This is a genomic window from Neobacillus sp. SM06 (assembly GCF_050496765.1).
GTDB lineage: Bacteria > Bacillota > Bacilli > Bacillales > Cytobacillaceae > JAEVLT01.
Window position 1 is genome coordinate 160,594 of record NZ_JBNWEO010000011.1, and the last position, 21,507, is coordinate 182,100.

General features: G+C 43.6%; 20 protein-coding genes, 1 pseudogene and 1 riboswitch. Of the genes and pseudogenes, 8 read left to right on the forward strand and 13 right to left on the reverse strand.

Annotated features, from left to right (window positions below; all coding sequences use genetic code 11):
• Positions 1 to 7 precede the first annotated feature (7 nt).
• Both ACQYAD_RS04110 and ACQYAD_RS04115 read right to left on the reverse strand, forming a co-directional pair.
• On the reverse strand, positions 8 to 682 hold the full coding sequence (locus tag ACQYAD_RS04110; RefSeq protein WP_430235839.1) for a response regulator transcription factor: 675 nt from the start codon (positions 680 to 682) through the stop codon (positions 8 to 10).
• Complete coding sequence (locus tag ACQYAD_RS04115) at positions 679 to 2,088, reverse strand: sensor histidine kinase (protein WP_430235841.1); 1,410 nt, start codon at positions 2,086 to 2,088, stop codon at positions 679 to 681. The genes ACQYAD_RS04110 and ACQYAD_RS04115 overlap by 4 nt, the downstream gene beginning before the upstream one ends.
• A gap of 344 nt (positions 2,089 to 2,432) precedes the next feature.
• Between ACQYAD_RS04115 and ACQYAD_RS04120 the strand changes: the two genes are divergently transcribed.
• On the forward strand, positions 2,433 to 2,612 hold the full coding sequence (locus tag ACQYAD_RS04120) for a DUF3896 family protein (RefSeq protein WP_430235843.1): 180 nt from the start codon (positions 2,433 to 2,435) through the stop codon (positions 2,610 to 2,612).
• Positions 2,613 to 2,769: 157 nt separating this feature from the next.
• On the opposite strand, the gene ACQYAD_RS04125 is transcribed toward ACQYAD_RS04120, so the two are convergent.
• From ACQYAD_RS04125 to ACQYAD_RS04140, 4 genes and pseudogenes are all read right to left on the reverse strand, one after another.
• On the reverse strand, positions 2,770 to 5,184 hold the full coding sequence (locus ACQYAD_RS04125) for a heavy metal translocating P-type ATPase (RefSeq protein ID WP_430235846.1): 2,415 nt from the start codon (positions 5,182 to 5,184) through the stop codon (positions 2,770 to 2,772).
• A 100-nt stretch (positions 5,185 to 5,284) separates the two neighbouring features.
• Positions 5,285 to 5,491, reverse strand: coding sequence for a copper chaperone CopZ (gene copZ, locus ACQYAD_RS04130; RefSeq protein ID WP_430235848.1), 207 nt, complete (start codon positions 5,489 to 5,491; stop codon positions 5,285 to 5,287).
• A gap of 26 nt (positions 5,492 to 5,517) precedes the next feature.
• A complete protein-coding gene (locus tag ACQYAD_RS04135) occupies positions 5,518 to 5,856 on the reverse strand; it encodes a metal-sensitive transcriptional regulator (protein ID WP_430236100.1) in 339 nt (112 codons plus the stop codon).
• A 309-nt stretch (positions 5,857 to 6,165) separates the two neighbouring features.
• Positions 6,166 to 6,353, reverse strand: a pseudogene (locus ACQYAD_RS04140) (spore coat protein); the annotation flags it as partial.
• A 146-nt stretch (positions 6,354 to 6,499) separates the two neighbouring features.
• On the opposite strand from ACQYAD_RS04140, the gene ACQYAD_RS04145 reads away from it, so the two are divergent.
• The 4 genes from ACQYAD_RS04145 to ACQYAD_RS04160 all read left to right on the forward strand — a co-directional run bounded on the left by ACQYAD_RS04145 (position 6,500) and on the right by ACQYAD_RS04160 (position 8,965).
• On the forward strand, positions 6,500 to 6,706 hold the full coding sequence (locus tag ACQYAD_RS04145) for a hypothetical protein (protein WP_430235851.1): 207 nt from the start codon (positions 6,500 to 6,502) through the stop codon (positions 6,704 to 6,706).
• Positions 6,703 to 7,002: a spore coat protein gene (locus ACQYAD_RS04150; RefSeq protein WP_430235852.1), complete on the forward strand. Its 300-nt coding sequence runs from the start codon at positions 6,703 to 6,705 to the stop codon at positions 7,000 to 7,002. The genes ACQYAD_RS04145 and ACQYAD_RS04150 overlap by 4 nt, the downstream gene beginning before the upstream one ends.
• Before the next feature lie 139 nt (positions 7,003 to 7,141).
• Positions 7,142 to 7,219, forward strand: a riboswitch (glycine riboswitch).
• A gap of 81 nt (positions 7,220 to 7,300) precedes the next feature.
• Entirely contained in the window at positions 7,301 to 7,576 is a 276-nt protein-coding gene (locus tag ACQYAD_RS04155) for an ACT domain-containing protein (protein ID WP_430235854.1), read from the forward strand.
• Between the two features lie 27 nt (positions 7,577 to 7,603).
• Positions 7,604 to 8,965, forward strand: a complete 1,362-nt coding sequence (locus ACQYAD_RS04160; RefSeq protein WP_430235856.1) for a PFL family protein — start codon at positions 7,604 to 7,606, stop codon at positions 8,963 to 8,965.
• 162 nt (positions 8,966 to 9,127) lie between these two features.
• Here the strand turns inward: ACQYAD_RS04160 and ACQYAD_RS04165 are convergent, their stop codons facing one another.
• The 5 genes from ACQYAD_RS04165 to ACQYAD_RS04185 form a co-directional block, all read right to left on the reverse strand.
• Positions 9,128 to 9,568 carry a CoxG family protein gene (locus ACQYAD_RS04165; RefSeq protein WP_430235858.1) on the reverse strand — a complete coding sequence of 147 codons (441 nt, stop codon included), beginning with the start codon at positions 9,566 to 9,568 and terminating at the stop codon, positions 9,128 to 9,130.
• 93 nt (positions 9,569 to 9,661) lie between these two features.
• Positions 9,662 to 10,837 carry an LL-diaminopimelate aminotransferase gene (locus ACQYAD_RS04170; protein WP_430235860.1) on the reverse strand — a complete coding sequence of 392 codons (1,176 nt, stop codon included), beginning with the start codon at positions 10,835 to 10,837 and terminating at the stop codon, positions 9,662 to 9,664.
• Positions 10,838 to 11,136: 299 nt separating this feature from the next.
• On the reverse strand, positions 11,137 to 12,051 hold the full coding sequence (gene thrB, locus ACQYAD_RS04175; protein WP_430235861.1) for a homoserine kinase: 915 nt from the start codon (positions 12,049 to 12,051) through the stop codon (positions 11,137 to 11,139).
• Positions 12,048 to 13,109: a threonine synthase gene (thrC, locus tag ACQYAD_RS04180; RefSeq protein WP_430235863.1), complete on the reverse strand. Its 1,062-nt coding sequence runs from the start codon at positions 13,107 to 13,109 to the stop codon at positions 12,048 to 12,050. Before thrC ends, thrB begins: the two co-directional genes overlap by 4 nt.
• Entirely contained in the window at positions 13,106 to 14,401 is a 1,296-nt protein-coding gene (locus tag ACQYAD_RS04185) for a homoserine dehydrogenase (protein WP_430235865.1), read from the reverse strand. The genes thrC and ACQYAD_RS04185 overlap by 4 nt, the downstream gene beginning before the upstream one ends.
• 662 nt (positions 14,402 to 15,063) lie before the next feature.
• Between ACQYAD_RS04185 and ACQYAD_RS04190 the strand changes: the two genes are divergently transcribed.
• Positions 15,064 to 16,221 carry a pyridoxal-phosphate-dependent aminotransferase family protein gene (locus ACQYAD_RS04190; protein ID WP_430235867.1) on the forward strand — a complete coding sequence of 386 codons (1,158 nt, stop codon included), beginning with the start codon at positions 15,064 to 15,066 and terminating at the stop codon, positions 16,219 to 16,221.
• On the forward strand, positions 16,214 to 17,854 hold the full coding sequence (serA, locus tag ACQYAD_RS04195; protein ID WP_430236101.1) for a phosphoglycerate dehydrogenase: 1,641 nt from the start codon (positions 16,214 to 16,216) through the stop codon (positions 17,852 to 17,854). Before ACQYAD_RS04190 ends, serA begins: the two co-directional genes overlap by 8 nt.
• A 271-nt stretch (positions 17,855 to 18,125) precedes the next feature.
• Here the strand turns inward: serA and ACQYAD_RS04200 are convergent, their stop codons facing one another.
• The gene (locus ACQYAD_RS04200; protein WP_430235869.1) at positions 18,126 to 19,265 is read right to left on the reverse strand and encodes an HAD family hydrolase; all 1,140 of its coding nucleotides are present in this window, start codon (positions 19,263 to 19,265) and stop codon (positions 18,126 to 18,128) included.
• Between the two features lie 292 nt (positions 19,266 to 19,557).
• Positions 19,558 to 20,157 (reverse strand): cell wall hydrolase, encoded by a 600-nt coding sequence (locus tag ACQYAD_RS04205; RefSeq protein ID WP_430235871.1) that lies wholly within the window; start codon positions 20,155 to 20,157, stop codon positions 19,558 to 19,560.
• A 275-nt stretch (positions 20,158 to 20,432) separates the two neighbouring features.
• Between ACQYAD_RS04205 and ACQYAD_RS04210 the strand changes: the two genes are divergently transcribed.
• The gene (locus tag ACQYAD_RS04210) at positions 20,433 to 21,455 is read left to right on the forward strand and encodes a HoxN/HupN/NixA family nickel/cobalt transporter (protein ID WP_430235873.1); all 1,023 of its coding nucleotides are present in this window, start codon (positions 20,433 to 20,435) and stop codon (positions 21,453 to 21,455) included.
• Positions 21,456 to 21,507 lie beyond the last annotated feature (52 nt).

Genomic DNA, 21,507 nt, shown 5'->3' on the forward strand with positions numbered 1-21,507 from the left:
TCTCACCTTATTCTACTTTATAGCCAATGCCCCAGACGGTTTTCACAAACGATTTATCAATTCCGAAGGCATGGAGCTTTTCTCTGAGATTTTTGATATGCGAGTCCACTGTCCGATCATCGCCGGTAAATTCCATCCCCCAAATCAGTTCAACCAACTGTTCCCGGGAAAAAACTTTCCCCCGGTGGCTGAGGAACATTTCCAACAGGTCGAACTCTGTTTGTGTTAAATTGATCATCTGTCCCTCGTACATCACCGATCGCTCCGCTAAATTCAAAGTAATCCCTTTATATTTCAACCACTCATCTGAATCATTTGCTTTTTTCGCCCTTCTTAACAGCGCCTTGACTCGAACGATTAACTCCGCCGCGTCAAACGGCTTGACAAGATAATCATCTGCACCAGTTGACAAACCTTGCACCTTGTCTTCAATTGCCCCTTTTGCTGTCAGCAAAATAATCGGAAGATCGGAGACTTTTCGCACTTGCTCAATCGTTTCCCAGCCATCCATTAACGGCATCATGACATCTAAAATCATCAAATCATAATCATTCTTTAAAATTTTCTGATAGGCCTCGCTCCCATCAGCCGCTTCCTCGACTTGGTAATTCTCCTGCTGGAGATAGATCTTTAGCAGCTGCCGCATCTCTTTTTCATCATCGACAACAAGAATTTTCATCATTTTGTTTTCCTCCCCTGGTGGGCGACTTTCCGCGATTTTTGTAAAAAAAGCGTAAAGGTTGTTCCCGTATTTTCCGTGCTGCGAACTTCGATTCGGCCATTGTGCGCTTCGATGATTTGTTTAACAATATACAATCCAAGCCCTGTTCCTCCGGTTTTGCGTGTTCGAGATTTATCAACCCGATAAAAGCGATCCCAAATTTTTGATAAATCTTGACTTGGAATCCCAATGCCCGTATCGCTGATTTCAATCCCGATCCATTCTTTTTGGGTAGACGTTCGGATCGTTACCGCACCATGTTCGGTATATTTTACGGCATTTTCAATCAGGTTATATAATACCTGCTCCATCCGATGGGCATCAATGATCAACTTCGGAATCTTTTCTTTCAAACGGGCATTGAGCTTAAGCCCTTTTTCAGCAGCAGCAGGTTTAAATATTTCAATGACTTTTTCTAGCAGGGATTGTACGTCTGTATCCTCTTTATGCAACGTAAACTCACCGACTTGAAGCTTGCTCATTTCGAACAAATCATCCACAAGAAAGGCAACCCGTTTTGCTTCATTATGAATAATTTGCAAATATTCCTTTTGTTCTGTTTCACTTTTAATGATTCCCTTGTTCAGAATATCACTGTATCCCTTAATATACGTCAGCGGCGTGCGCAGTTCATGGGACACCGCGTTTAAGAATTCATTTCTCGTGTCCTCGTATGACTGCAATTTTTCTCCCAATTGCTGAATGGAATTGGCAAGCTGGGCGATCTCATCGTTCCCTTTTGCCGGTATTTGCTGCTGATACTTTCCGAGAGCCATACGGTTCGTGGCATCTTTCATAATTAACAACGGATTTGTCAATCTTCGTGAGAGAATGCCAATTAAGCCTAACGCAATAAAAATGGTTCCGAAGCTTGCCGCAAGAATCAAGATTTTTAAAACCAAATCCATTTCACGCAAAACATTGGACGGATAAAACATATAAACATACCCTTTGTTTTTTTCAATTGTTGAAATGGTGACCATGTACTGATGATTTTTCCAATCCTTGTCGATAATTTTATTGAGTGTTTGATTTTTGAGTTTCAGGAGATGGTTTTGCATATCCGCATCCATTGGCTCAGAAGACCCAATAAGCTTCTGATTTGCGTCGGTTATCACCACTCGGGCTGTGCTTCCTTTTTCCATTGAAAGAACATGACGGATCGTCTCCTGGCTGAAGTCGCTTGCTAACGCTTTTGCATGGTTGCCGCCACGGACAAGCAAATCCTTCGTGACAAAATCGACAAACAAATTGGTAAACACTCCATATAAAATCGCGCCAAGGATCAGCAGCAAGGATAGAAAAATGCTGCTGAACAAAAGACCCAGCTTAATTGAAACACTGTTAAAAATTGAATTTTTTTTCATGACGGACTCCATCCATAATCATTCATCAAGTTACTGCTCTCAAACACATTTTCATTCTTGCCTTCATCGCTGAAGTGGAAACCTTTTACTTGCTTTGATTATAGCGCAAAACTGTCAAAAAAGTTTGCAGAAAATCTCCGACGATTGGCTGTTCATGCCGCACATTCAGCCAGTGAAACATGTCTCAACTGAATGATCCTCAAAATAAATTGAATTCTTCGGAATTGTACTAACTTTGTAACAGCAACGTCACTTTTTCGCAACAACTGCCTCCTTCTGCAAGCGCTTTTTCCGTCTTAAAATAAGATTAGCATATAGTTTATCTATTTAAAGGAGTGTTGACCATGGACTATTTGGATGTGAAAGAGCAATTGGAACTCCAGAAAATGAACGTGCTAAAGAAACTTGACAACCCTGAATTGACAAAAGAAGAACATGAAAACCTAAAAAATTTAATCAATAACTACGACTATATGATTGAACTGACGGAAATGAACCACTTTGAACGGGGCATCATCCACTAAAAAAACAGGGAGCGCAAACGAAGCTCCCTGTTTTTTAGTGATTCATTTTTGCTGCTCACTCATCCTGCTATCGCCACATACAGACTGTATCCAGCCATGACGATCATCAAATACACAACCGCAGCAATTGCCCATTTTTTTATCATGGCAAACACCTCTACAATTTGACTTTTTGTAATCTTAAGGCATTGAGAACAACGGAAACCGAACTGAACGCCATTGCTGCACCTGCAAGCCATGGCGCCAAAAAGCCCATTGCGGCAACCGGAATACCAAGGGAATTGTAGCCAAGAGCCCAGAAAAGATTCTGCTTTATATTGCTGATCGTTTTTTTACTCATAAAAATCGCGTCGGCAATACTGTTCAAATCGCCGCGGATCAGCGTAATATCGGCTGCTTCCATGGCCACATCCGCGCCGGTGCCGATCGCCATGCCAATATCTGCTGTTGCAAGGGCAGGCGCGTCGTTAATTCCATCGCCGACCATCGCAACTTTCTTGCCCTGTGCCTGCAGTTTCTTGATTTCATCTGCTTTGCCTTCTGGCAGCACTTCGGCGATGACATGGTCAATCCCAACTTGGGATGCAATCGCTTTTGCGGTTTGTTGATTGTCGCCAGTGATCATGTACACTTCAAGTTTCATGTCTTTCAGGCGTTGGATTGCTCTTTTTGACGTTTCTTTAATCGTATCGGCAACCGCGACAATCCCGGCATAGTCGCCATCGATCGCGGCAATCATAGCGGTTTTTCCGTTCTTTTCGAGTTTTTCCATCATTTCATTGGCATTTTCAATGGCGATATCGTACTTCTCCATTAATTTCCGAGTCCCGACCAACAACTCTTTTCCTTCAACCACGGCCTTTATTCCAAATCCCGGAATCGCTTCAAAATGGCTTGTGTCTTTAAAGGCAATACCTCTTTCCTTAATTCCTTGAACAATCGCTTGTGCAAGCGGGTGTTCCGACTGTTTTTCAGCAGAACCGATAAGGGCAAGGAATGACTCTTCTGTTTGCGAAGACGCCGGAAAAACATCTGTTAACACAGGGGTACCGTTTGTTACTGTCCCCGTTTTATCAAGCACAACCGCCGAAATGCGGTGGGTCATTTCAAGATGTTCACCGCCTTTAAACAGAATTCCATATTCGGCAGCCCTCCCTGATCCGGCCATAATAGAAGTCGGCGTCGCTAATCCTAATGCACAAGGACACGCAATCACAAGGACAGCGATCATTTTTTGCAACGATTCGGCAAAATCGCCCGGTGTTACCCACAAATACCAAATAAAGAAGGTGATAACAGCTAAACCAACAACGATCGGAACAAATACACCGGAAATTTTGTCAGCAAGACGCTGAATCGGCGCTTTCGATCCTTGCGCTTCTTCGACCACTTTTATAATTTGCGCGAGTGCGGTATCGCGGCCGACTTTTGTTGCCTTCATTTTTAAGAAGCCGTTTTTATTCAGCGTTGCACCAATGACTTCATCGCCCGCTTCCTTGTCAACCGGAACACTTTCCCCTGTCAGCATGGACTCATCAATCGCTGAGCGGCCATCAATAATTTTTCCGTCAACCGGAATTTTTTCACCTGGTTTGATGTGGAGAGTATCGCCAACAACCACTTGTTCGAGTGGTATTTCCACCTCAGCGCCGTCCCGTTCCACAGTAGCAGTTTTCGCCTGAAGGCCCATCAATTTCTTGATCGCTTCAGATGAACGGCCTTTTGCTTTTGCTTCAAACAATTTTCCTAAAATAATCAATGTAATTAAAAGTGCACTTGTTTCATAATAAAGTTCGACTGTATGGGCATTTTGGCCAATGGATACCAATGATAAATACAGGCTGTAAAAATAGGCTGCCGATGTGCCGAGCGCAACCAATACATCCATATTGGCGCTGCCATTTTTCAATGATTTATACGCACCGACATAAAACTGCTTGCCGATGAAAAATTGTACGGGTGTTGCCAATGCCAATTGAACCCATGGATTCATAAACATTTTTGGAACCCAAATAAATGAAGTGAACGAGAAATGGCCGACCATTGCCCATACAAGCGGCAGCGACAAAATCGCCGAAAACACAAATTTGCTCGTTTGCTTTTCAATTTCCTGCTGGCGATGGTCTGCAGTATGTTGCGCATCTTCTTTAATTGCTGCTCCATACCCTAAGCTTTCGACTTTTTTGATAATGTCGCTTGGCGACAAAATCGCCGTATTGAATTCGACTGATGCTTTTTCTAATGCCAGATTGACAGTGGCTTTTACGACACCGTCCAGTTTGTTTAAACCTTTTTCAATCCTTGCCGAGCAGGCTGCACAAGTCATCCCTGTTATCTCAAAATCCGCTTTTTCGGTAACCACGCCATAGCCAAGGTCTTCAATCTTTTTTTGAATAGCTTCCAACTTTATTTTTGCCGGATCATATTTTATTGCAGATTTCTCCAATGCTAGATTAACGCTGGCAATTTCTACACCTTCCAGCTTGTTTAGTCCTTTTTCAATTCGAAGTGCACATGCCGCACACGTCATGCCCGAGATTTGCAAATTGGTTTCTTTTAGATTCTCACTCATTAAAACCAGCTCCTTATACCTGTATAGGTATACTTTTCAAAAGAAAAGAACGTGCTATTGCCTAGCACGTCTTTTTTGATTGTTGAGCGCCAAAAGCCTCTTATTGAACTTCGTAACCCTGATCATCAATCGTTTCTTTGATCTTGTCGAGGGAGACTTCTTGTGGATTGAATTCAACATCAACAGTGGCCGCATCTAAGTTTACCTTAACAGAGCTGACGCCGCTTAGGGTACCTACACTGCCTTCTACTGCTTTAACGCAGTGGCCGCAAGACATTCCTTGAACGTTTAATGTGATTTTTTCCATGTGAAAAACTCCTTTCGAATAGTGGCTTATTTTTTCATAAGCCGTTGTATTGTGGTAAGCAACTCGTCGACAACTTCGCGATCGCCTTCTTGAATCCGTTCCACTACACAGCTTTTCATGTGGCCTTCAAGGAGGATTTTCGCGACGCTGTTTAAAGCTGCTTGTGTTGCAGCAATTTGTGTAATGACATCATCGCAATACGTGTCTTTTTCAATCAATCCTTTAATGCCGCGAATCTGACCCTCGATACGGTTTAAGCGGGTAATCAGATTTTTTTTTGTATTTTCTGAATGATGGCTTTTCCGGACTGTTGAAGATGTATGGCATTCACCATTGCACTGGGGAGCATCATTGAGCGGATCCATTTGATTCATCCTCTAACACCCTCCTTTACGGATTTTATTTTACTATACCCCCCTACCCTATGTAAAGTCTTTCTTTTATTTATTCACAAAAAGTTCAAACTTTCCATGAGCAGATTTTTTTGAATTCGTTCATTCCCTTTTATTTTACCGAACCCCTGTCCATTTGTCTGCTATTTTGCTAAAAACAAACCGAGTCCTTACCACTCTTGATAAGGACTTTATTTTCATGGTTTTAAGACAACTTTTATGCATTGATCCGTTCTGGTGTCGAATACTTCGTAGCCATGCTTTGCTTCCCTCATTGGTTGTTTTATAAAAATGAAGCAATTCATTTAGATCACGGATTGATTGCTGTACATCTTTTTCCATCAATGCCTTTAATTCATTGTCAAAGCATAATCCCTGCAGCAATTTTGACCGAGCAAACAAACGGTTTTAAAGTTCAGAATTTCATGTGTTTCCATTGTTTCATGGAGCGCCAGACTTTCCTGTTCCATAAAATCACCTCCAATGATCTATTTTTCCAAATGTACTTTTTCCCTATTCATGGGAGAATCTTTCAGGTGGAAAACCGATGCATAATTGTTCTTTTTCCCAGAAAACATAAAACGAGCAAAATGATGTTAGTGAGGGGGATAACTTTATGGCAAAATTTCTGGGATTGCACGAAACCCTTGAACTTCATGAACTGTTAACGTTTAAAAGTCTATGTTTGACGAAAGCAACAACGATGGGCGCATTGGCGCAAGACGAAGAGCTGAAAGCACTTTTAGCCAATGATGCAGCATCCGGATCGAGACATATACAGCAATTGCAAAATTTTTTAACCAATCGGGAGGAAGTTCAATGAATCAATTTTTACAAAACATGATGGGAATGGGCGGATTGACAGATCAAGTCATTGCGACTGATTTCTTACTTTCGGCAAAATCTGGCGTGCAAAACTACACCATTGCCCTTACTGAAGCGGCTACTCCCGAGTTAAAAGCGGTTTTAAGAGAGCAATTACGAGAGGCAATTGAAACGCATGAGAAGATCAGCGCTTACATGGTCTCCAGAGGATTTTATCATCCATATGATTTGACTGAACAACTGCAAGTCGATTTAACGACTTCCGATACGGCAGTAACTTTAGCAAATGACTAGGAGAGCGAGGGAGAATGGATCGTTCCTTTTCCCTTCGCTTTAAAGTGTTAAACAATTTTTTATTGACTTCTCTGCCGGGAATTGATACGATTTCTTTAATTTCAATAAAGCGACGAAGGTTATGGATCACACTATAACTGGAGCAGCTTCTGGAGAGACCGCCAATTTGCGGCGCCGAAGGATTCACAATCTCAGGCAAAAGGACAGAAGAGTGATGGCAAGCAAAATTGCATACTCTTCATTTCTTGAGATTGGAGCAAATCCAATCTTTTTTTATTTTCTAAATGAGGTGGCATATATGGAGAAAAGACGTGCAGTAGTTAGTGTCATTGGGAAAGACCAGGTTGGGATTATTTCAAGGGTAACAACTATTTTAGCGAACAATCAGATGAACATCTTGGATATCAGTCAGACGATTCTTCAAGATTTTTTCACCATGATGATGATCATTGATGTTTCCGCCAATGAAAATTTGTCAAAGCTGCGTGAGGAACTTTCCGCCGCTGCAGATGAAATGGGATTAAAAATCAATATTCAGCTTGAAGAAATTTTTCAAGCGATGCACCGGATCTAATTTTAACCGCAAGAGAGGATGGGACAAATGACAATAGCGATGGATGAAATCATCCAAACGATTCGCATGGTACAAATGGAAAACCTTGATATCCGCACGGTAACAATGGGGATCAATCTTCGTGATTGCAGTGATTCCGATTTTGCCAAAATGAATAAACGGGTTTATGAAAAAATTATGCAGTATGCTAAAAATTTAAAGCAAACTGCAGAAGACGTCGAAAAAGAATTCGGCATTCCCATTATTAACAAGCGCATTTCGATTACACCGATTGCCGAAATTCTTGGTTCAGCAACGGTAGAGCAGGCGATTGAACTTGCCAAAACCCTCGACCGTGCCGCAAAGGAACTGGGGGTTGATTTTATCGGCGGTTTTTCAGCACTTGTCCACAAAGGAATTTCCAAAGGAGACGAAACATTGCTTGCTTCCTTGCCAAGAGCGCTCAGCGAGACAGAACGCGTTTGCGGCTCAGTTTCCGTTGGAACAACAAGGGCTGGAATTAATATGGATGCTGTTCGCCAGCTTGGCTTTATTTTAAAAGAAGCAGCGGAATTAACAAAAGACCAAAACGGAATCGGCTGCGCCAAGCTTGTCGTTTTCTGCAATCCGGTTGAAGACAATCCGTTTATGGCCGGGGCTTTTCATGGTGCTGGTGAAGGGGAAGCGGTTATCAATGTTGGCGTCAGCGGACCGGGTGTTGTTTTAAATGCTTTGAAACGCCACCCTGATGCCGATCTTGGCGAAGCGGCCGATATTATTAAAAAAACTGCCTTTAAAATTACGCGTGCTGGCGAGCTGATAGGACGAATTGTTGCCAAAAGGCTTGGCGTTCCGTTTGGAATTATGGATTTGTCCCTTGCACCGACAAATGCCATTCATGACAGCGTCGCAGATATTCTGGAGGAGATTGGTCTGGAACGGGTTGGAACCCATGGAACAATTGCCGCTTTGGCGCTGATGAACGATGCGGTCAAAAAAGGTGGGGCAATGGCAAGCTCTTATGTTGGCGGCTTGAGCGGGGCATTTATTCCTGTCAGTGAGGATAATGGAATGATTCGCGGTGTTGTCGATGGCGCGCTCAGTTTGGCGAAACTTGAGGCAATGACATGTGTGTGCTCGGTCGGACTGGATATGATCGCGGTGTCTGGCGATGTTCCTGCTGCGACTCTTTCAGCCATGATCGCTGACGAGGCCGCGATCGGGATGATCAACAAAAAAACGACTGCGGTACGGGTGATTCCCGTTCCAGGAAAAAAAGAGGGTGAAATGATCGAGTTTGGCGGACTGCTTGGACGTGCTCCCGTCATGGGCGTGAACCCATATCATTCGGAAAAAATGATCAATCGCGGTGGAAGAATTCCCGCACCGCTTCAGGCGCTGATTAACTAAGATTCGCTGGATTGGCGGCGAACCGTTTGATTGTTTATTGGGAAAATGGCAGCAGTCGACTTGCTCTTTCCCCTGTTTTTCGCGCCCTGTTTCCTTCTTTTTTAAGAGAATAGGGCGCGATTATCATTTTTTGGGATTGAGTTTTCTATAAACTGGAAGATTCTACTTCATTTTCGCTGCAATGGCATCTGTTAGTTCTTCTGCCATGGATGGAATCGACGTTTTTAGCACACTGTTGACCATTTTGGCCATTATTCCTTCGGCTTCAATATTGAGAAACCCCGTCATCCTTGTACGGCTTTCCCCCATTTTCTCCGCCTCAAAATATCCATTCCCGGCAAAATTTTCGTTCAATCCCTTCAAATCAAACGTAACCTTTGTCGGCTCAATCCATTCTTTTATGGTCACCATCAGACGCACTTTCTTTTTCATAAACCCCAAATCCCCATAAAACTCCCAGGTCGATTGGCGCTCACTGATTTTTTCATGCTGGATATAGCCCGGAACGAGCGGCGCCCAATGATCCATATCTTTCACAAAATTCCAAACCGCTTCAATCGGAAGATCCAATACAACTTGGTGCAGCCCACTTGGCAAATTCACTACCTTCTTTCATATCCAAATTGAAAAGACCTTCCTGGAAGGTCTTTTTTATTGTTATATGTTCATACCTGTTTTTTTAGAAGGTTAACCTGCTTATTCGGAATATTGAAAAAGAAATTCGTGAATGCGGCTGCAAGCTTCTTCAAGTCGTTCTTTCGGCTGCACCAGCGCAATTCGAACATAGCCTTCCCCAAGTTTTCCAAACGCATCACCAGGAACAACTGCCACCCCAGCCTTGTCAATTAATTCAAAAGCAAACTGACGCGATGTCCAGCCTGACGGGATCTTTGCCCACACAAACATCGTTGCCGGCGATTTGACCACTTGCCAACCGCTTTTTGCCAAACCCGAAATTAACGCATCACGGCGAACCTCATACTCTTTCACTTGTGTTTGAAGAGCAGAAAAGTCAGAAGTTAGCGCGACCGTTGCTGCTTTTTGAATCGGGAAAAAGACGCCATAATCCACATGCCCCTTTAACGAACTTAAAACCCCCAATGCCTGGGCATTGCCAACAACATAACCGATGCGGCATCCCGCCATGTTAAACGTCTTCGATAAGGAATTAAATTCAATTCCCACCTCTTTTGCACCCGGAATCGACATAAAGCTAATTTGCGGATTTCCGTCAAAAATCAACTCAGAATAGGCAAAATCGTGGACAACCAAAATAGTATGTTTTTTTGCAAAGGCCACTACCTTTTCAAAAAAAGCGCGGTCAGCCAAAGCCGTTACCGGATTCCCTGGATAGCTGAGAATCATCATTTTCGTTTTTGCTAAAATGTCTTCAGGGATTTCATCCAATTTTGGCAAAAATTGATTTTCCTCTACTAGTGGCATCGAATAAAGATTTCCGCCAGCTAAAATGACATTTTCTTCATAAATGGGATATCCCGGATCCGGAACGAGTACATAGTCGCCAGGATTGATAAATGCTGTTGCCAAATGCGAAAGACCATCCTGCGACCCCATGAGCTGGAGCACTTCCTCCTCCGGCTCCAAATCAACCCCATAGCGCTGTTTGTAAAAATAACAAACTGCCTCATGAAATTCGGCTGTTCCTCGAAGAGTATACCCATACTTTGTTGGATCCATCGCATACTTTACGAGTGTGTCAACCACATAGGAAGGTGGGGGAAAATCCGGGCTCCCTACACTTAAATCAATGACGTTCATACCCCTTTTGATCGCTTCAAGTTTTCGGTCAGCCACCTCTTGAAAAATACTGGCTGTCATGCTTTGCACTTTGTTGGATGCAACAACATTCATGGTAATCCCCTCCACTTGCCTTTTCATATTTCTACTAGTAAAAATATAGACCTTTCATGAATGAAAGTAAAACCATTTTTGAGTATACTTTTTTGAAAAAGTAAAGAGGAGCCGCTTCCTATCCGCGCAATTGCCATGGAAGCTGCGTATCGATCGCAACCATTTCCCGCGTTCTAAACAACCCATATGTAAGCGAACGAAAATCGGACGTATGAAACCCCTTGTATATATTGTCTACCATTTATCAAGCCGAATGGCCAAAGGCCCGCCATAAATGACGGACCTTTAGACTCGCATGTTTACACTGCTTCTTCTAATTTGCAAACAACACTGCCATGATTTTCAATTTGCAAAAGCTTCGCTTGCATTTGCGGAAACTCACCTTGCAGCTGTCTTGCCAACCGCTTTCCTTGACCCTTTTCTGTAAAACAAAGCAGCGTGGGTCCCGCGCCGCTTAACGCGACCCCAAAGGCTCCTTCGCAGAGCGCCCTTTTTTCCGTTTCTCCATAAAAAGGAATCAATGGTTTCCGGTACGGCTGATGAAAATGATCCAGCCGCATCATTTTCCCGGCAGTCTCCCAATTTTCCGACAGCAATGCCGCAACAAGCAAATTGGCCGTCGCGGAAGCTTGCACCGCTTTACCGTATGAAAAAATATCCGGCAGCACTTTGCGTGACTCTTTTGTCAGCAAAATTTCCCGCGGAATCAGCGCCACCATCTCAAATTGCAAATTTGAAAACGCGAGAAGGTCAACTTGCTCCTGCTGATAGCAGCCGACAACAAGGCCGCCATACAAAGATGCGCCAACATTGTCCGGATGCCCTTCCATGTCGGTGGCAATCTCCAGTTTTTCCTGCTTCGTTAAACCGAGGCCGGCCGCCAGATCAGCGAGCTCAATCCCAGCAATAATTGCTGCTGCACTGGAGCCAAGTCCCCTGGCAAGCGGAATATCGCTTTCCATTTTGACTTTACAAGGATGCAGGTTCCCCCCGAATTTCCCCGCTGTTTTTTGTGCAACCTGACAAATGAAATGGTCTTCACCCCTTGGAAATTGGCTTAACTCTTCATTTTCCGTGAAAAACCTCCATTCCACCGCCTTCTCTACCTCTAATGTTAAAAATAAATCCACCGCGATGCCAATGGAATCAAATCCCGGTCCAAGATTGGCGCTGCTTGCCGGAACTTTGATTATATAGCGCTCATTTAGGATCATTGACTGACAACTCCCCTGATATGCTTTGCTACTGCCTCCTCATCATTTGGCAGCTGCACCGGTTTAATCAAACTCGTACTGATGGCGGTGTCAGGATCTTTTAAGCCGTTTCCAGTGAGAACAGCAACAATTCTAGTGCCTTTTGCAATTTTTCCTTTTTGCAGACTTTTAAAAACGCCAGCAAGCGACGCGCAAGAAGCCGGTTCCGCAAATACGCCTTCTTCGGAAGCCAATTTTTTATAAGCTGCTAAAATTTCTTCATCACTGACTTCGTCAAACAAGCCTTCCGATTCGTTCACCGCATTGACAGCGAGACTCCAGCTGGCCGGATTGCCTATACGGATCGCGGTTGCAATCGTTTCCGGATTTTCAAAAACACGATTGTGAACCAAGGCAGCTGCACCAGAAGCTTCGAAGCCATACATTTTCGGAAGCCCCGTGCCTTTTTTCTGCGCGTATTCTTTGAACCCTTTCCAATAGGCACTGATATTGCCGGCATTACCAACCGGAATGGCCAGTATATCCGGCGCGTCTCCTAATTGATCGCAAACCTCAAAGGCCGCTGTTTTTTGTCCTTCGAGCCGGAATGGATTAACTGAATTGACTAATGTGACCGGCTCTTCTTCACTTATTTTCCGCACCATTTTTAGCGCCTGGTCGAAATTACCGTCGATCGAAATAATTTCAGCGCCGTACATCATCGCCTGTGCCAACTTTCCAAGGGCGATTTTTCCATTCGGAATGACAATGATGCAGTTTAAGCCAGCACGGGCTGCATAAGCGGCAGCCGATGCGCTTGTGTTGCCGGTTGAGGCACAAATAACCGTATTGCTGCCTTCTTCAGCAGCTTTCGCAACAGCCATTACCATGCCGCGGTCTTTAAACGAACCGGTTGGATTGGCCCCTTCTACTTTCACAAACAGCTCGACACCCCACTGTTTTGAAATATGTTCCAGCTTAACAAGCGGTGTATTTCCTTCATTTAAAGTCAGCTTTGGTGTTTGATTGGTTACCGGCAAAAATTCTTCATATGCTTCAATTAATCCTGGCCATCTCATAGTGAATTCCCCTCAACTCGATATGAACTTTTAATTTGTTTGACTGCTTGCATATCATTTAAATGCTGTAAAATATGTTCGTAGTTTGTGAGTGATGCGTGATGCGTGACAAGTACAATTTCGGCTACCTCGTTTTTCTTCACCGGAAGCTGCAAGATTTTTTCAAAACTAACGCCAAACTCGGCAAATACTGCGGTAATATCAGCAAACACCCCGACTTCATCTTGCACATGGAGGCGAATAAAATACTTGGCAAATCGTTCAGACGGATCCTTTAAATGTTTGGGAAATTGCGGTGTCACTGCACTGCGTCCGTTTACACCGAGGCGTAAATTTTTCATGATTCCAACCAAATCCGAAACAACAGCGGTTGCCGTTGGCAGACTGCCGGCGCCCGGCCCGTAGAACATCGTCTCTCCGACGGCCTCTCCGTAAACATAAACGGCATTGTACTCATTTTGCACGGAGGCAAGCGGATGCGTGTCAGGTAAAAATGTTGGCTGGACACTTACTTCCACTTTTTCGCCTTCACGGTGTGCGTAGCCGATCAACTTCATTGTATAGCCGAGCTGCCGGCCATAGCGCAAGTCTTCTTCCGTAATTTGGGAAATACCGCTAACACCGACATCATCGAGGTCAATTTTCATCGAAAATCCAAGCGTTGCGAGGATCGCCATTTTTCTTGCGGCATCCAGTCCTTCGACATCCGCTGTTGGGTCTGCTTCCGCAAAGCCAAGCTCCTGCGCTTCTTTCAACACCTCCAGATAGGCACGCCCTTCCGTGTTCATTTTTGTTAAAATATAATTGGTTGTGCCGTTGACAATCCCCATCATTTTTGTGATCCGGTCGGATGCCAGACCATCTGCAAGCCCTCGTAAAATCGGAATCCCGCCGGCAACGCTTGCTTCATAAAACAAATCGCAGCCGTTTTCAGATGCCGCAGTCAGCAGCTCTGAACCATGAAGAGCCATTAAATCCTTATTCGCGGTAACGATGTGTTTTCCTTCTTTTAATGCTTTTAACAGCAAATCCTTCGTTTCAGCGACTCCGCCCATTACCTCAATGACAACATCGATTTCCGGATCGTACAAAATCTCTTCCGGATTCGTTGTCAGCAAATCTTGATCAAGATCGACCGAGCGTGGTTTTGCTACATCTTTTACAAGGATTTTTTTGATCACAACCGGGCAGCCAACCTGGTGCATTAATTTATCTTGATGGCTTTCGATAATGCGTACGACTCCAGTTCCAACTGTACCTAAGCCGAATAATCCAATGGAAATTGCCTCCATACTACCCCTCCTCACAATTGTCTATTTTGTGCGAACAATTGTATTTTCATAGTAGACATTATAAAACGGTCAATCATTTTTTACAATAGTTAAAAATTACATAAAAACCGCTGTAATCGCTTACCCGCTTGCCGCTCTTGAGTTCACTTTTTTTGAAAAATTTTGCTAAAAAAAATATTTATTTTTAGCCCTTTACAACAATAAAGAAGTGGTTGTAGAATATTCTGTATATTCCACCAGAGTTGCAAGGCGCCGGCCGCGCCGGCAATTTTGGGGATCCCAATTATTTTAAAAGTAATGATGAAGACGGCAGTAGGAGATTGCGAACAGAGAGCCGGTGGAAGCTGCAAACCGGTGCCTTTTCTTACACATGCCCAGCCCTTCTGAACTGGCACGCTGAAACGTTTGTAGGCTTGCCCGGCTTTAGCCGTTAACCTTTAGAGGCTGCATTTTGCAGTGAACGAGGGTGGCACCACGGATAAGTACGTCCCTCATAACAAGGCACTTCTGTCTGTTATGAGGGACGTTTTTATTTAGAATCAGAATTTTCCTTGCTAAATTCTAAAGACACATTCATGATCAATGCAACTATGGCTCTGCTTCCACTAGGCTTAGCAGCCGCCGAGCTTGCTTTATAAAATTTTTTAGGAGGATGGTTTTTAATGTTAATTGATCAGCAATATTTGTTTGCCCCTGGACCAACACCTGTTCCTGAACGAGTGAAGCACGCGATGAACCTGCCAATGATTGCCCACCGTGGCCAGGAATTTCCTGTACTGCTTGAGGAGGTAGCAACAAGGTTGATGCCTGTTTTTGGCTCAAAGAATCCCGTCACTATCCTTGCCAGCAGCGGTACTTCTGCCTTGGAAGCAGCTGCCGCAAACGTGATCACAGAGGGGGACGATGTCGTTGTCATTGTTGCCGGTGCCTTTGGCGACCGCTTTGCATCCATTTGTGAGACATTCGGCGCAAACGTCCACCGCTTGGAAGTCGAGTGGGGAAAAGCTTGCAGACCAGAACAGCTAGAGGACTTTTTAAAATCGCTTGACAAAGATGTTAAAGCTGTATTTGCTACCTATTGTGAAACTTCCACAGGCGTGATGCAACCGATTAAGGATCTTGGGAGTGTCACAAAGCGCGTCACAAACGCTCTCTTTATTGTTGATGGGGTCAGCAATATTGGCGCCGTTCCCGTTGATATGGAAGCTTGGCAGATTGATATACTTGTCTCCGGCTCACAAAAAGCATTGATGCTGCCGCCGGGACTAGCGTTTGTCGCTGTGGCTGACACTGCAAAAGAAGTCATTCGCCAATCTAAGTCAAAACGCTTTTACCTTGATTTGAACCGCTATCTGGCATCCTATGAAAGTGATCGCTCAACACCATTCACCCCGGCTGTTTCGCTTATCTATGGGGCGAGGGAAGTTTGCAATATGTTCGACGAGGAAGGCTTTGAAAATGTCATCAAGCGCCATGAACTGCTAAAAACGATGATGCGTGAAGGATTAAAAGCTGTCGAGCTGCCGCTGTTGACATCTGATGAAGATGCCTCTTCAACCGTCACAGCCGTAAGAACCGTCAACGACCAAACAAAACAGCTTAAGAAAGTGTTAAAAGATCAATTTGCGATCACTCTTGGCGGCGGTCAAAAAAAATTAAAAGGCGAAATTTTCCGGATCGGCCATATGGGGTATTGCACACCGTTTGATGTTTTAAAAGTATTGAGCAGCATCGAAATGGCCATTCATTCATTGGAAGGAAGAAATGTACTTGGAGCAGGAGTAAAACGAGCACAGGAGGTATGGATTGACAATGTATAAAGTTTTAGTAACAGATGGAATTAGTGATTCAGGGTTAAAAAGCTTGTATGATCATCCAAACTTTTTAATTGATCGGCAGCCGACATTGCCGCTTGACGAATTGGCTAAAATCATCGGCGAATATGATGCATTGATCGTCCGCAGCCAAACGAAAGTGACGGAAGAACTACTGAAACACGCTGACCGTCTCCATGTGATTGCCAGAGCAGGTGTCGGCGTTGACAACATTGATGTCAACGCGGCAACAAAGAAAGGGATTATCGTGATTAATGCTCCAGGCGCCAATACGATCGCCGCGACAGAGCATACATTGGCAATGATGCTTGCACTTGCCCGGAAAATCCCGCAAGCGTACCAAGTAACAGTCAGCGGGAAATGGGATCGGAACTCCTTTAAAGGCGTGGAATTGTACAAAAAGACCCTTGGTGTCCTCGGCATGGGAAAGATCGGTACAGAGGTTGCCAAACGTGCAAAAGCATTTGGCATGACGATTTTAGGATTCGATCCTTATTTATCAGAGGATCGGGCTGAAAAACTTGGGGTAACGAAAGCAACCGTCGAAATGATTGCGCGCGAGTCGGATTTCATAACGATCCATACTCCACTTACCAATGAAACAAGATCATTGATTAATGAAGAATTTTTACAAAAAACGAAAAAAGGTGTCCGCTTCGTCAACTGCGCCCGCGGCGGTATTATTGACGAAAAAGCACTCCTTGCTGCCATTCAGTCCGGGCATGTCGCCGGTGCCGCCCTTGATGTTTTTGCGAAAGAGCCGGTTGCCGATCCAGAACTGCTGGATAATCCAAACATTATTGTAACACCGCATCTTGGGGCATCAACAGTTGAAGCCCAGGAAAAAGTTGCCCAGGAAGTCAGCGCGGAGATCATCGAAATTTTCGAATCCCATTCAATTCGCAATGCAGTCAATATGCCGCAAATGTCCGGTGAAACCCAGCAAAAAATGAAGCCATACTTGCTGTTGTGCGAGCAGGCCGGATTGCTGGCAATGCAATTGCTAAAAAAAGCACCCGTTAAAATTAACATTAATTATTTCGGTGATCTAATTGAAGAGGATACAGATCTGCTAACAAGAACGATGATCAAAGGAATTTTATCCTATCATTTAAGTGATTCTGTCAACTTGATCAATTCGCTTCATCTTTTAAAAGAGCAGGGTGTATCCTACAATGTTCAGCATAATGCATCCAATAAAGGATTTTCCAATTATTTGGAGCTGACCGTTTCGCATGGCGATCAAACAGCGACTATTGGCGCGACTGTCTTAAACGGCTATGGTGCAAGGATTGTCAAAATCAATGAATATCGCATCGATGTCCGCCCGGAAAAATATTTGCTTTATATCAAACACCACGACATCCCTGGTATGATCGGAAAAGTTGGATCCCTGCTTGGAAACTACGCTATCAACATTGGAACCATGCAGGTTGGCCGGGCAAATGTCGGCGGCGAGGCCATCATGGTCTTGACGCTTGATAAAGCAATTGGAACTGAAATTGTTGCGGATTTAACATCGATTGAAGGTATTGCAGAAGCACAGCTGCTGGAGCTTGAGAATGTGGACTCCGTTTATCCGGGACAGCTGGAGCCTGAAAAGGTGGAAAGTGTTTAGGCTTTTTATAAAATTGCATAGCAAAAAGGGATAGCCTGCCAGTGGCTATCCCTTTTTGTTTGTTTGTTTAGGATTTTTGTAAATATATGGGGGGTGAAGGAGGAGGCTATTAATGTGAGAGTTTGAGGCGCTCTCCCAACGACCTTTTCCCCACTTTTTTCGCTCCAAAGGGCTTTGAGGCACTCTCTCAGCGACACGATAAATGCTAGCACCATGCATCCTTCGTCAACGATTTGTTCAACCGCCCCTATTAGCGAAAACCTATGAAAGCTTAGCTTATCGATTCAATTAGCTCTTTTACATCCAATACTGAATCAAAAATAGAATCTGCTTGATGTTTTTCAAACTCGCTGCGGGCATCTTTACCGGATAAACCAGTTAAGACAGCGGCAAATTGACAGCCCATTTGTCTTGCTGCCAGTAAGTCTGCCAGCGAATCACCCACAATTAAAATTTCATCGCCATTTTCAAGCGGCAGCGGCTGTTTCAAGCATTCTGCCGCATCTTGATTTTTACCCGCCAACGCCAGCAAATACGTAAATGGATGCGGCTTTGATAATGAGATACTACCAGAAACCTCTTTCTGAGCCTTCAACACTTCGTCAGCTGTCACGATATGATTCGTATCAAAATATTGCAACCACTCTAGATGCTCGAAAGGCTGGATCGTTTCCAATTCTGGTCTACCAGTGCCAATTCCAATCGAAACCCCTTTTTCGATAAAAAATTGGAAGAACTCCGAAATTTCTTCAGCGGGAGCCAAAGTTGTTTCATTTGCTAAAAATCCTTGCTTACCAAGCTGAACCGATGGACGGCCAGTTGAAGAAAGAACATTTTTGTCGCCAACATACCACTCTTGGGACACATGTTCACAGACCGACCAAAGAGAGCCCTTTCCTTTAAAAATAGATGTCTCTACTCCCAATTTTTCCTTCGCCAAGACATCAAGATGGTTCATTAGCCCCTGCTTTGTTTCTGTTGTTGCTTCAAAATCAGTGATAAAACGGTCAAAATCAAATTCTACTTCATAGTTGTTCAGCACTTGTGCCACTTCCAGCAATGTCGAGCGATCCATTTCCTGGGAAAGCCATTGTTCAATCCGTTCCTGCTCTGTTTCTTTGATTTGTGCCAAAAGATGAATCAATTGATAGCTGAAGGTTAAATAAATCATATCCCAGTTTGCATTCAATCCGCGCGATTTTAAAAATTTTAGGACCTTGTCATTTTTAAAAACTCTTGCACGAATTTCAGCAATTTCACTTTCGGTAAAATCCGTTTTGTATTGCTCCGGAGACAGTGCAAGATAATTAGTGCTGATCAACATTTCCCAAACCGTTAACGCCGAAGCATCAAAATAATGTTCTTCACTCAGAAGAACACCGTCTACATCAAACAAAACCGTCTTAATCATCGCTACCTTCCTCTCATTCCCCTAGTTGCTTTTACGCTTTACCATAATGCAGTTATTACTTAATACTATAAAGCAAAACCGAACAGATAGGAAGAGTGAATTGCGTTTTTTATCAATCGTGATTTTTGCAATTAAGGGGGGAAATAACATCTTTTTATGAGAGACACATCTATCGATACAATTTCCCCTTTTATTGGTATTATATAGGTCTTAGGCACTAGTTTCTACCTTACATATAAATACTACCAAAAGAAAAACGCCTGAATCCACATGATCCAGGCATTTTTTAAAATTATTTTGCAAATCGATGATTGCCGATTGTTACGGTTACTTCGCGAGAGTATACCCATTTGCTGACAGCTGTTTTCGGGTTATAGAAGAATAGGGAACCGTTTCCTTGTCCTCTATAGGCCAGTGCTTCATTTACCGCTGCTCTTGATGCTGCGTCTGGAGCCTCATTGATTGCACCATTTTGAACCGGGGTAAATGCATAATGACCGCCCGCTTTTTGGTAAATAACTTCCCTGACTGTATTCGGGAAATCAGGGCTTGCTACACGGTTTAAAACGACCGTTGCAACGGCCACTTTGCCCGCATATGGCTCCCCTTTTGCTTCAGCATGAACAAGTTTTGCAAGTAGTTCTTTATCAGCTAATGAAAGAGTCGTATTCGGAATAACAAGATTTTGGCCAGCAAACAACATATTTGAAGTCGCATTATTTGCCTTTTTTAGCCCAACCACAGAAACGCCAAATCTGCTTGCTACTTTCCAATAGGTGTCACCTGATTTTACTGTGTAATTTGTTGCTGCTTCCGATTGAGTTGTTAATACTCCAACAGACATTGTTAACATGAATCCAGTCGCAATTACTAGTTTTTTAAGTTTCTTCATGTAAGCCTCCTAGTAGTTGTTTTTTTGTCTCTACTACTAGGCTACCAGTTGTAATATTTCTTTTCATTGTCCAAAAAATGGCATTATATGAAATCATTCTACTTTCATTGCTACTAAGCTATTTAGCTAGCATATGGAATGTTTGTCCATTTTATTTATATTTCCAAGATTGTCTCCACAAGGTAAAATTATCTTATATTATTACATGATGTTACAGTCCTGTATCATTGAAAAGTTTTCGAAAACTTCACTGTTGAAAGACTGGAGGAAAGGTTGTGCAGCAAATTTTTAACAAAAGCTGGATCCCTTACAGTATTATTGTTCTCTTATTACATATTTTCGGCATTGGATTTTTGGCGATTGGTGCAAATGAGAATCCTTTCTTACTCGGGTTAGCCTTTGTTTCCTACACACTTGGGTTGCGTCATGCTTTCGATGCAGATCATATTGCTTCCATTGATAACACCGTGAGAAAATTGGTTCAACAAAAGCAAAACCCTGTCGGTGTGGGCTTCTTTTTTTCCATGGGTCATTCCACCGTTGTATTCCTCATGACCATCGTGCTGGCAGTATCCGTCCAGTGGGCGCAAAAAGGGCTGCCGCAGTGGCAAGAAGTGGGCAGTGTGATCGGAACCATTGTATCCGGATCCTTTCTCTTGTTCATTGGCCTGTTAAATGCAGTTATTTTGATGGATTTGCGAAAAGTTTTTTTCAGCATGCGCGAAGGTACATACAATGAGGAGGAAGTCGAAGAACTTCTGTTAAATCGCGGTTTTCTTGCCCGTTTTACCGGCCCTTTATTCCGATTCATCAGTAAAAGCTGGCATGTTTACCCGCTTGGCTTCTTATTTGGATTGGGATTCGATACTGCCAGCGAGATCGCTCTGTTGGCTATTTCGGCTGGGGCGGCAAAAGACGCTTTACCGCTTGTAGGGATACTGGCTCTGCCAATTCTTTTTGCAGCTGGAATGAGCCTGATGGATACAGCAGATGGAATTTTTATGGTAAATGCTTACAAATGGGCGTTTTCAACTCCACTAAGAAAAGTGTATTACAACTTGACGATCACAGCATTATCCGTCGCCGCCGCATTATTGATTGGTATTATCGAACTCGCCCAAGTTTTTTCAAAAAAAGCAGGCCTGACAGACGGTTTCTGGCATTTTATCCAAAAGCTTGATATAAGCTGGCTTGGTTATTTGCTTGTCATTCTATTTGTACTCTCATGGGGAATTTCCTTTACCATTTGGAAGGTTTGCAAAATCGAGGAACGCTGGGGACGGACTGCAAAAATGTAAATAAAAACGACTGCCGCGAAGACAGTCGCTTTTTTATGTTCCAGGGTTGCCG

Coding starts and splice junctions, on each gene's coding strand:
- copZ (WP_430235848.1), bottom strand. CDS start 5,491: ATGGAAAAAATCACATTAAACGTTCAAGGAATGTCTTGCGGCCACTGC.
- ACQYAD_RS04160 (WP_430235856.1), top strand. CDS start 7,604: ATGACAATAGCGATGGATGAAATCATCCAAACGATTCGCATGGTACAA.
- ACQYAD_RS04145 (WP_430235851.1), top strand. CDS start 6,500: ATGGCAAAATTTCTGGGATTGCACGAAACCCTTGAACTTCATGAACTG.
- serA (WP_430236101.1), top strand. CDS start 16,214: ATGTATAAAGTTTTAGTAACAGATGGAATTAGTGATTCAGGGTTAAAA.
- thrB (WP_430235861.1), bottom strand. CDS start 12,051: ATGATCCTAAATGAGCGCTATATAATCAAAGTTCCGGCAAGCAGCGCC.
- ACQYAD_RS04150 (WP_430235852.1), top strand. CDS start 6,703: ATGAATCAATTTTTACAAAACATGATGGGAATGGGCGGATTGACAGAT.
- ACQYAD_RS04190 (WP_430235867.1), top strand. CDS start 15,064: ATGTTAATTGATCAGCAATATTTGTTTGCCCCTGGACCAACACCTGTT.
- ACQYAD_RS04125 (WP_430235846.1), bottom strand. CDS start 5,184: ATGAGTGAGAATCTAAAAGAAACCAATTTGCAAATCTCGGGCATGACG.
- ACQYAD_RS04115 (WP_430235841.1), bottom strand. CDS start 2,088: ATGAAAAAAAATTCAATTTTTAACAGTGTTTCAATTAAGCTGGGTCTT.
- ACQYAD_RS04110 (WP_430235839.1), bottom strand. CDS start 682: ATGATGAAAATTCTTGTTGTCGATGATGAAAAAGAGATGCGGCAGCTG.
- thrC (WP_430235863.1), bottom strand. CDS start 13,109: ATGAGATGGCCAGGATTAATTGAAGCATATGAAGAATTTTTGCCGGTA.
- ACQYAD_RS04155 (WP_430235854.1), top strand. CDS start 7,301: ATGGAGAAAAGACGTGCAGTAGTTAGTGTCATTGGGAAAGACCAGGTT.
- ACQYAD_RS04185 (WP_430235865.1), bottom strand. CDS start 14,401: ATGGAGGCAATTTCCATTGGATTATTCGGCTTAGGTACAGTTGGAACT.
- ACQYAD_RS04170 (WP_430235860.1), bottom strand. CDS start 10,837: ATGAATGTTGTTGCATCCAACAAAGTGCAAAGCATGACAGCCAGTATT.
- ACQYAD_RS04200 (WP_430235869.1), bottom strand. CDS start 19,265: ATGATTAAGACGGTTTTGTTTGATGTAGACGGTGTTCTTCTGAGTGAA.
- ACQYAD_RS04205 (WP_430235871.1), bottom strand. CDS start 20,157: ATGAAGAAACTTAAAAAACTAGTAATTGCGACTGGATTCATGTTAACA.
- ACQYAD_RS04135 (WP_430236100.1), bottom strand. CDS start 5,856: ATGGATCCGCTCAATGATGCTCCCCAGTGCAATGGTGAATGCCATACA.
- ACQYAD_RS04120 (WP_430235843.1), top strand. CDS start 2,433: ATGGACTATTTGGATGTGAAAGAGCAATTGGAACTCCAGAAAATGAAC.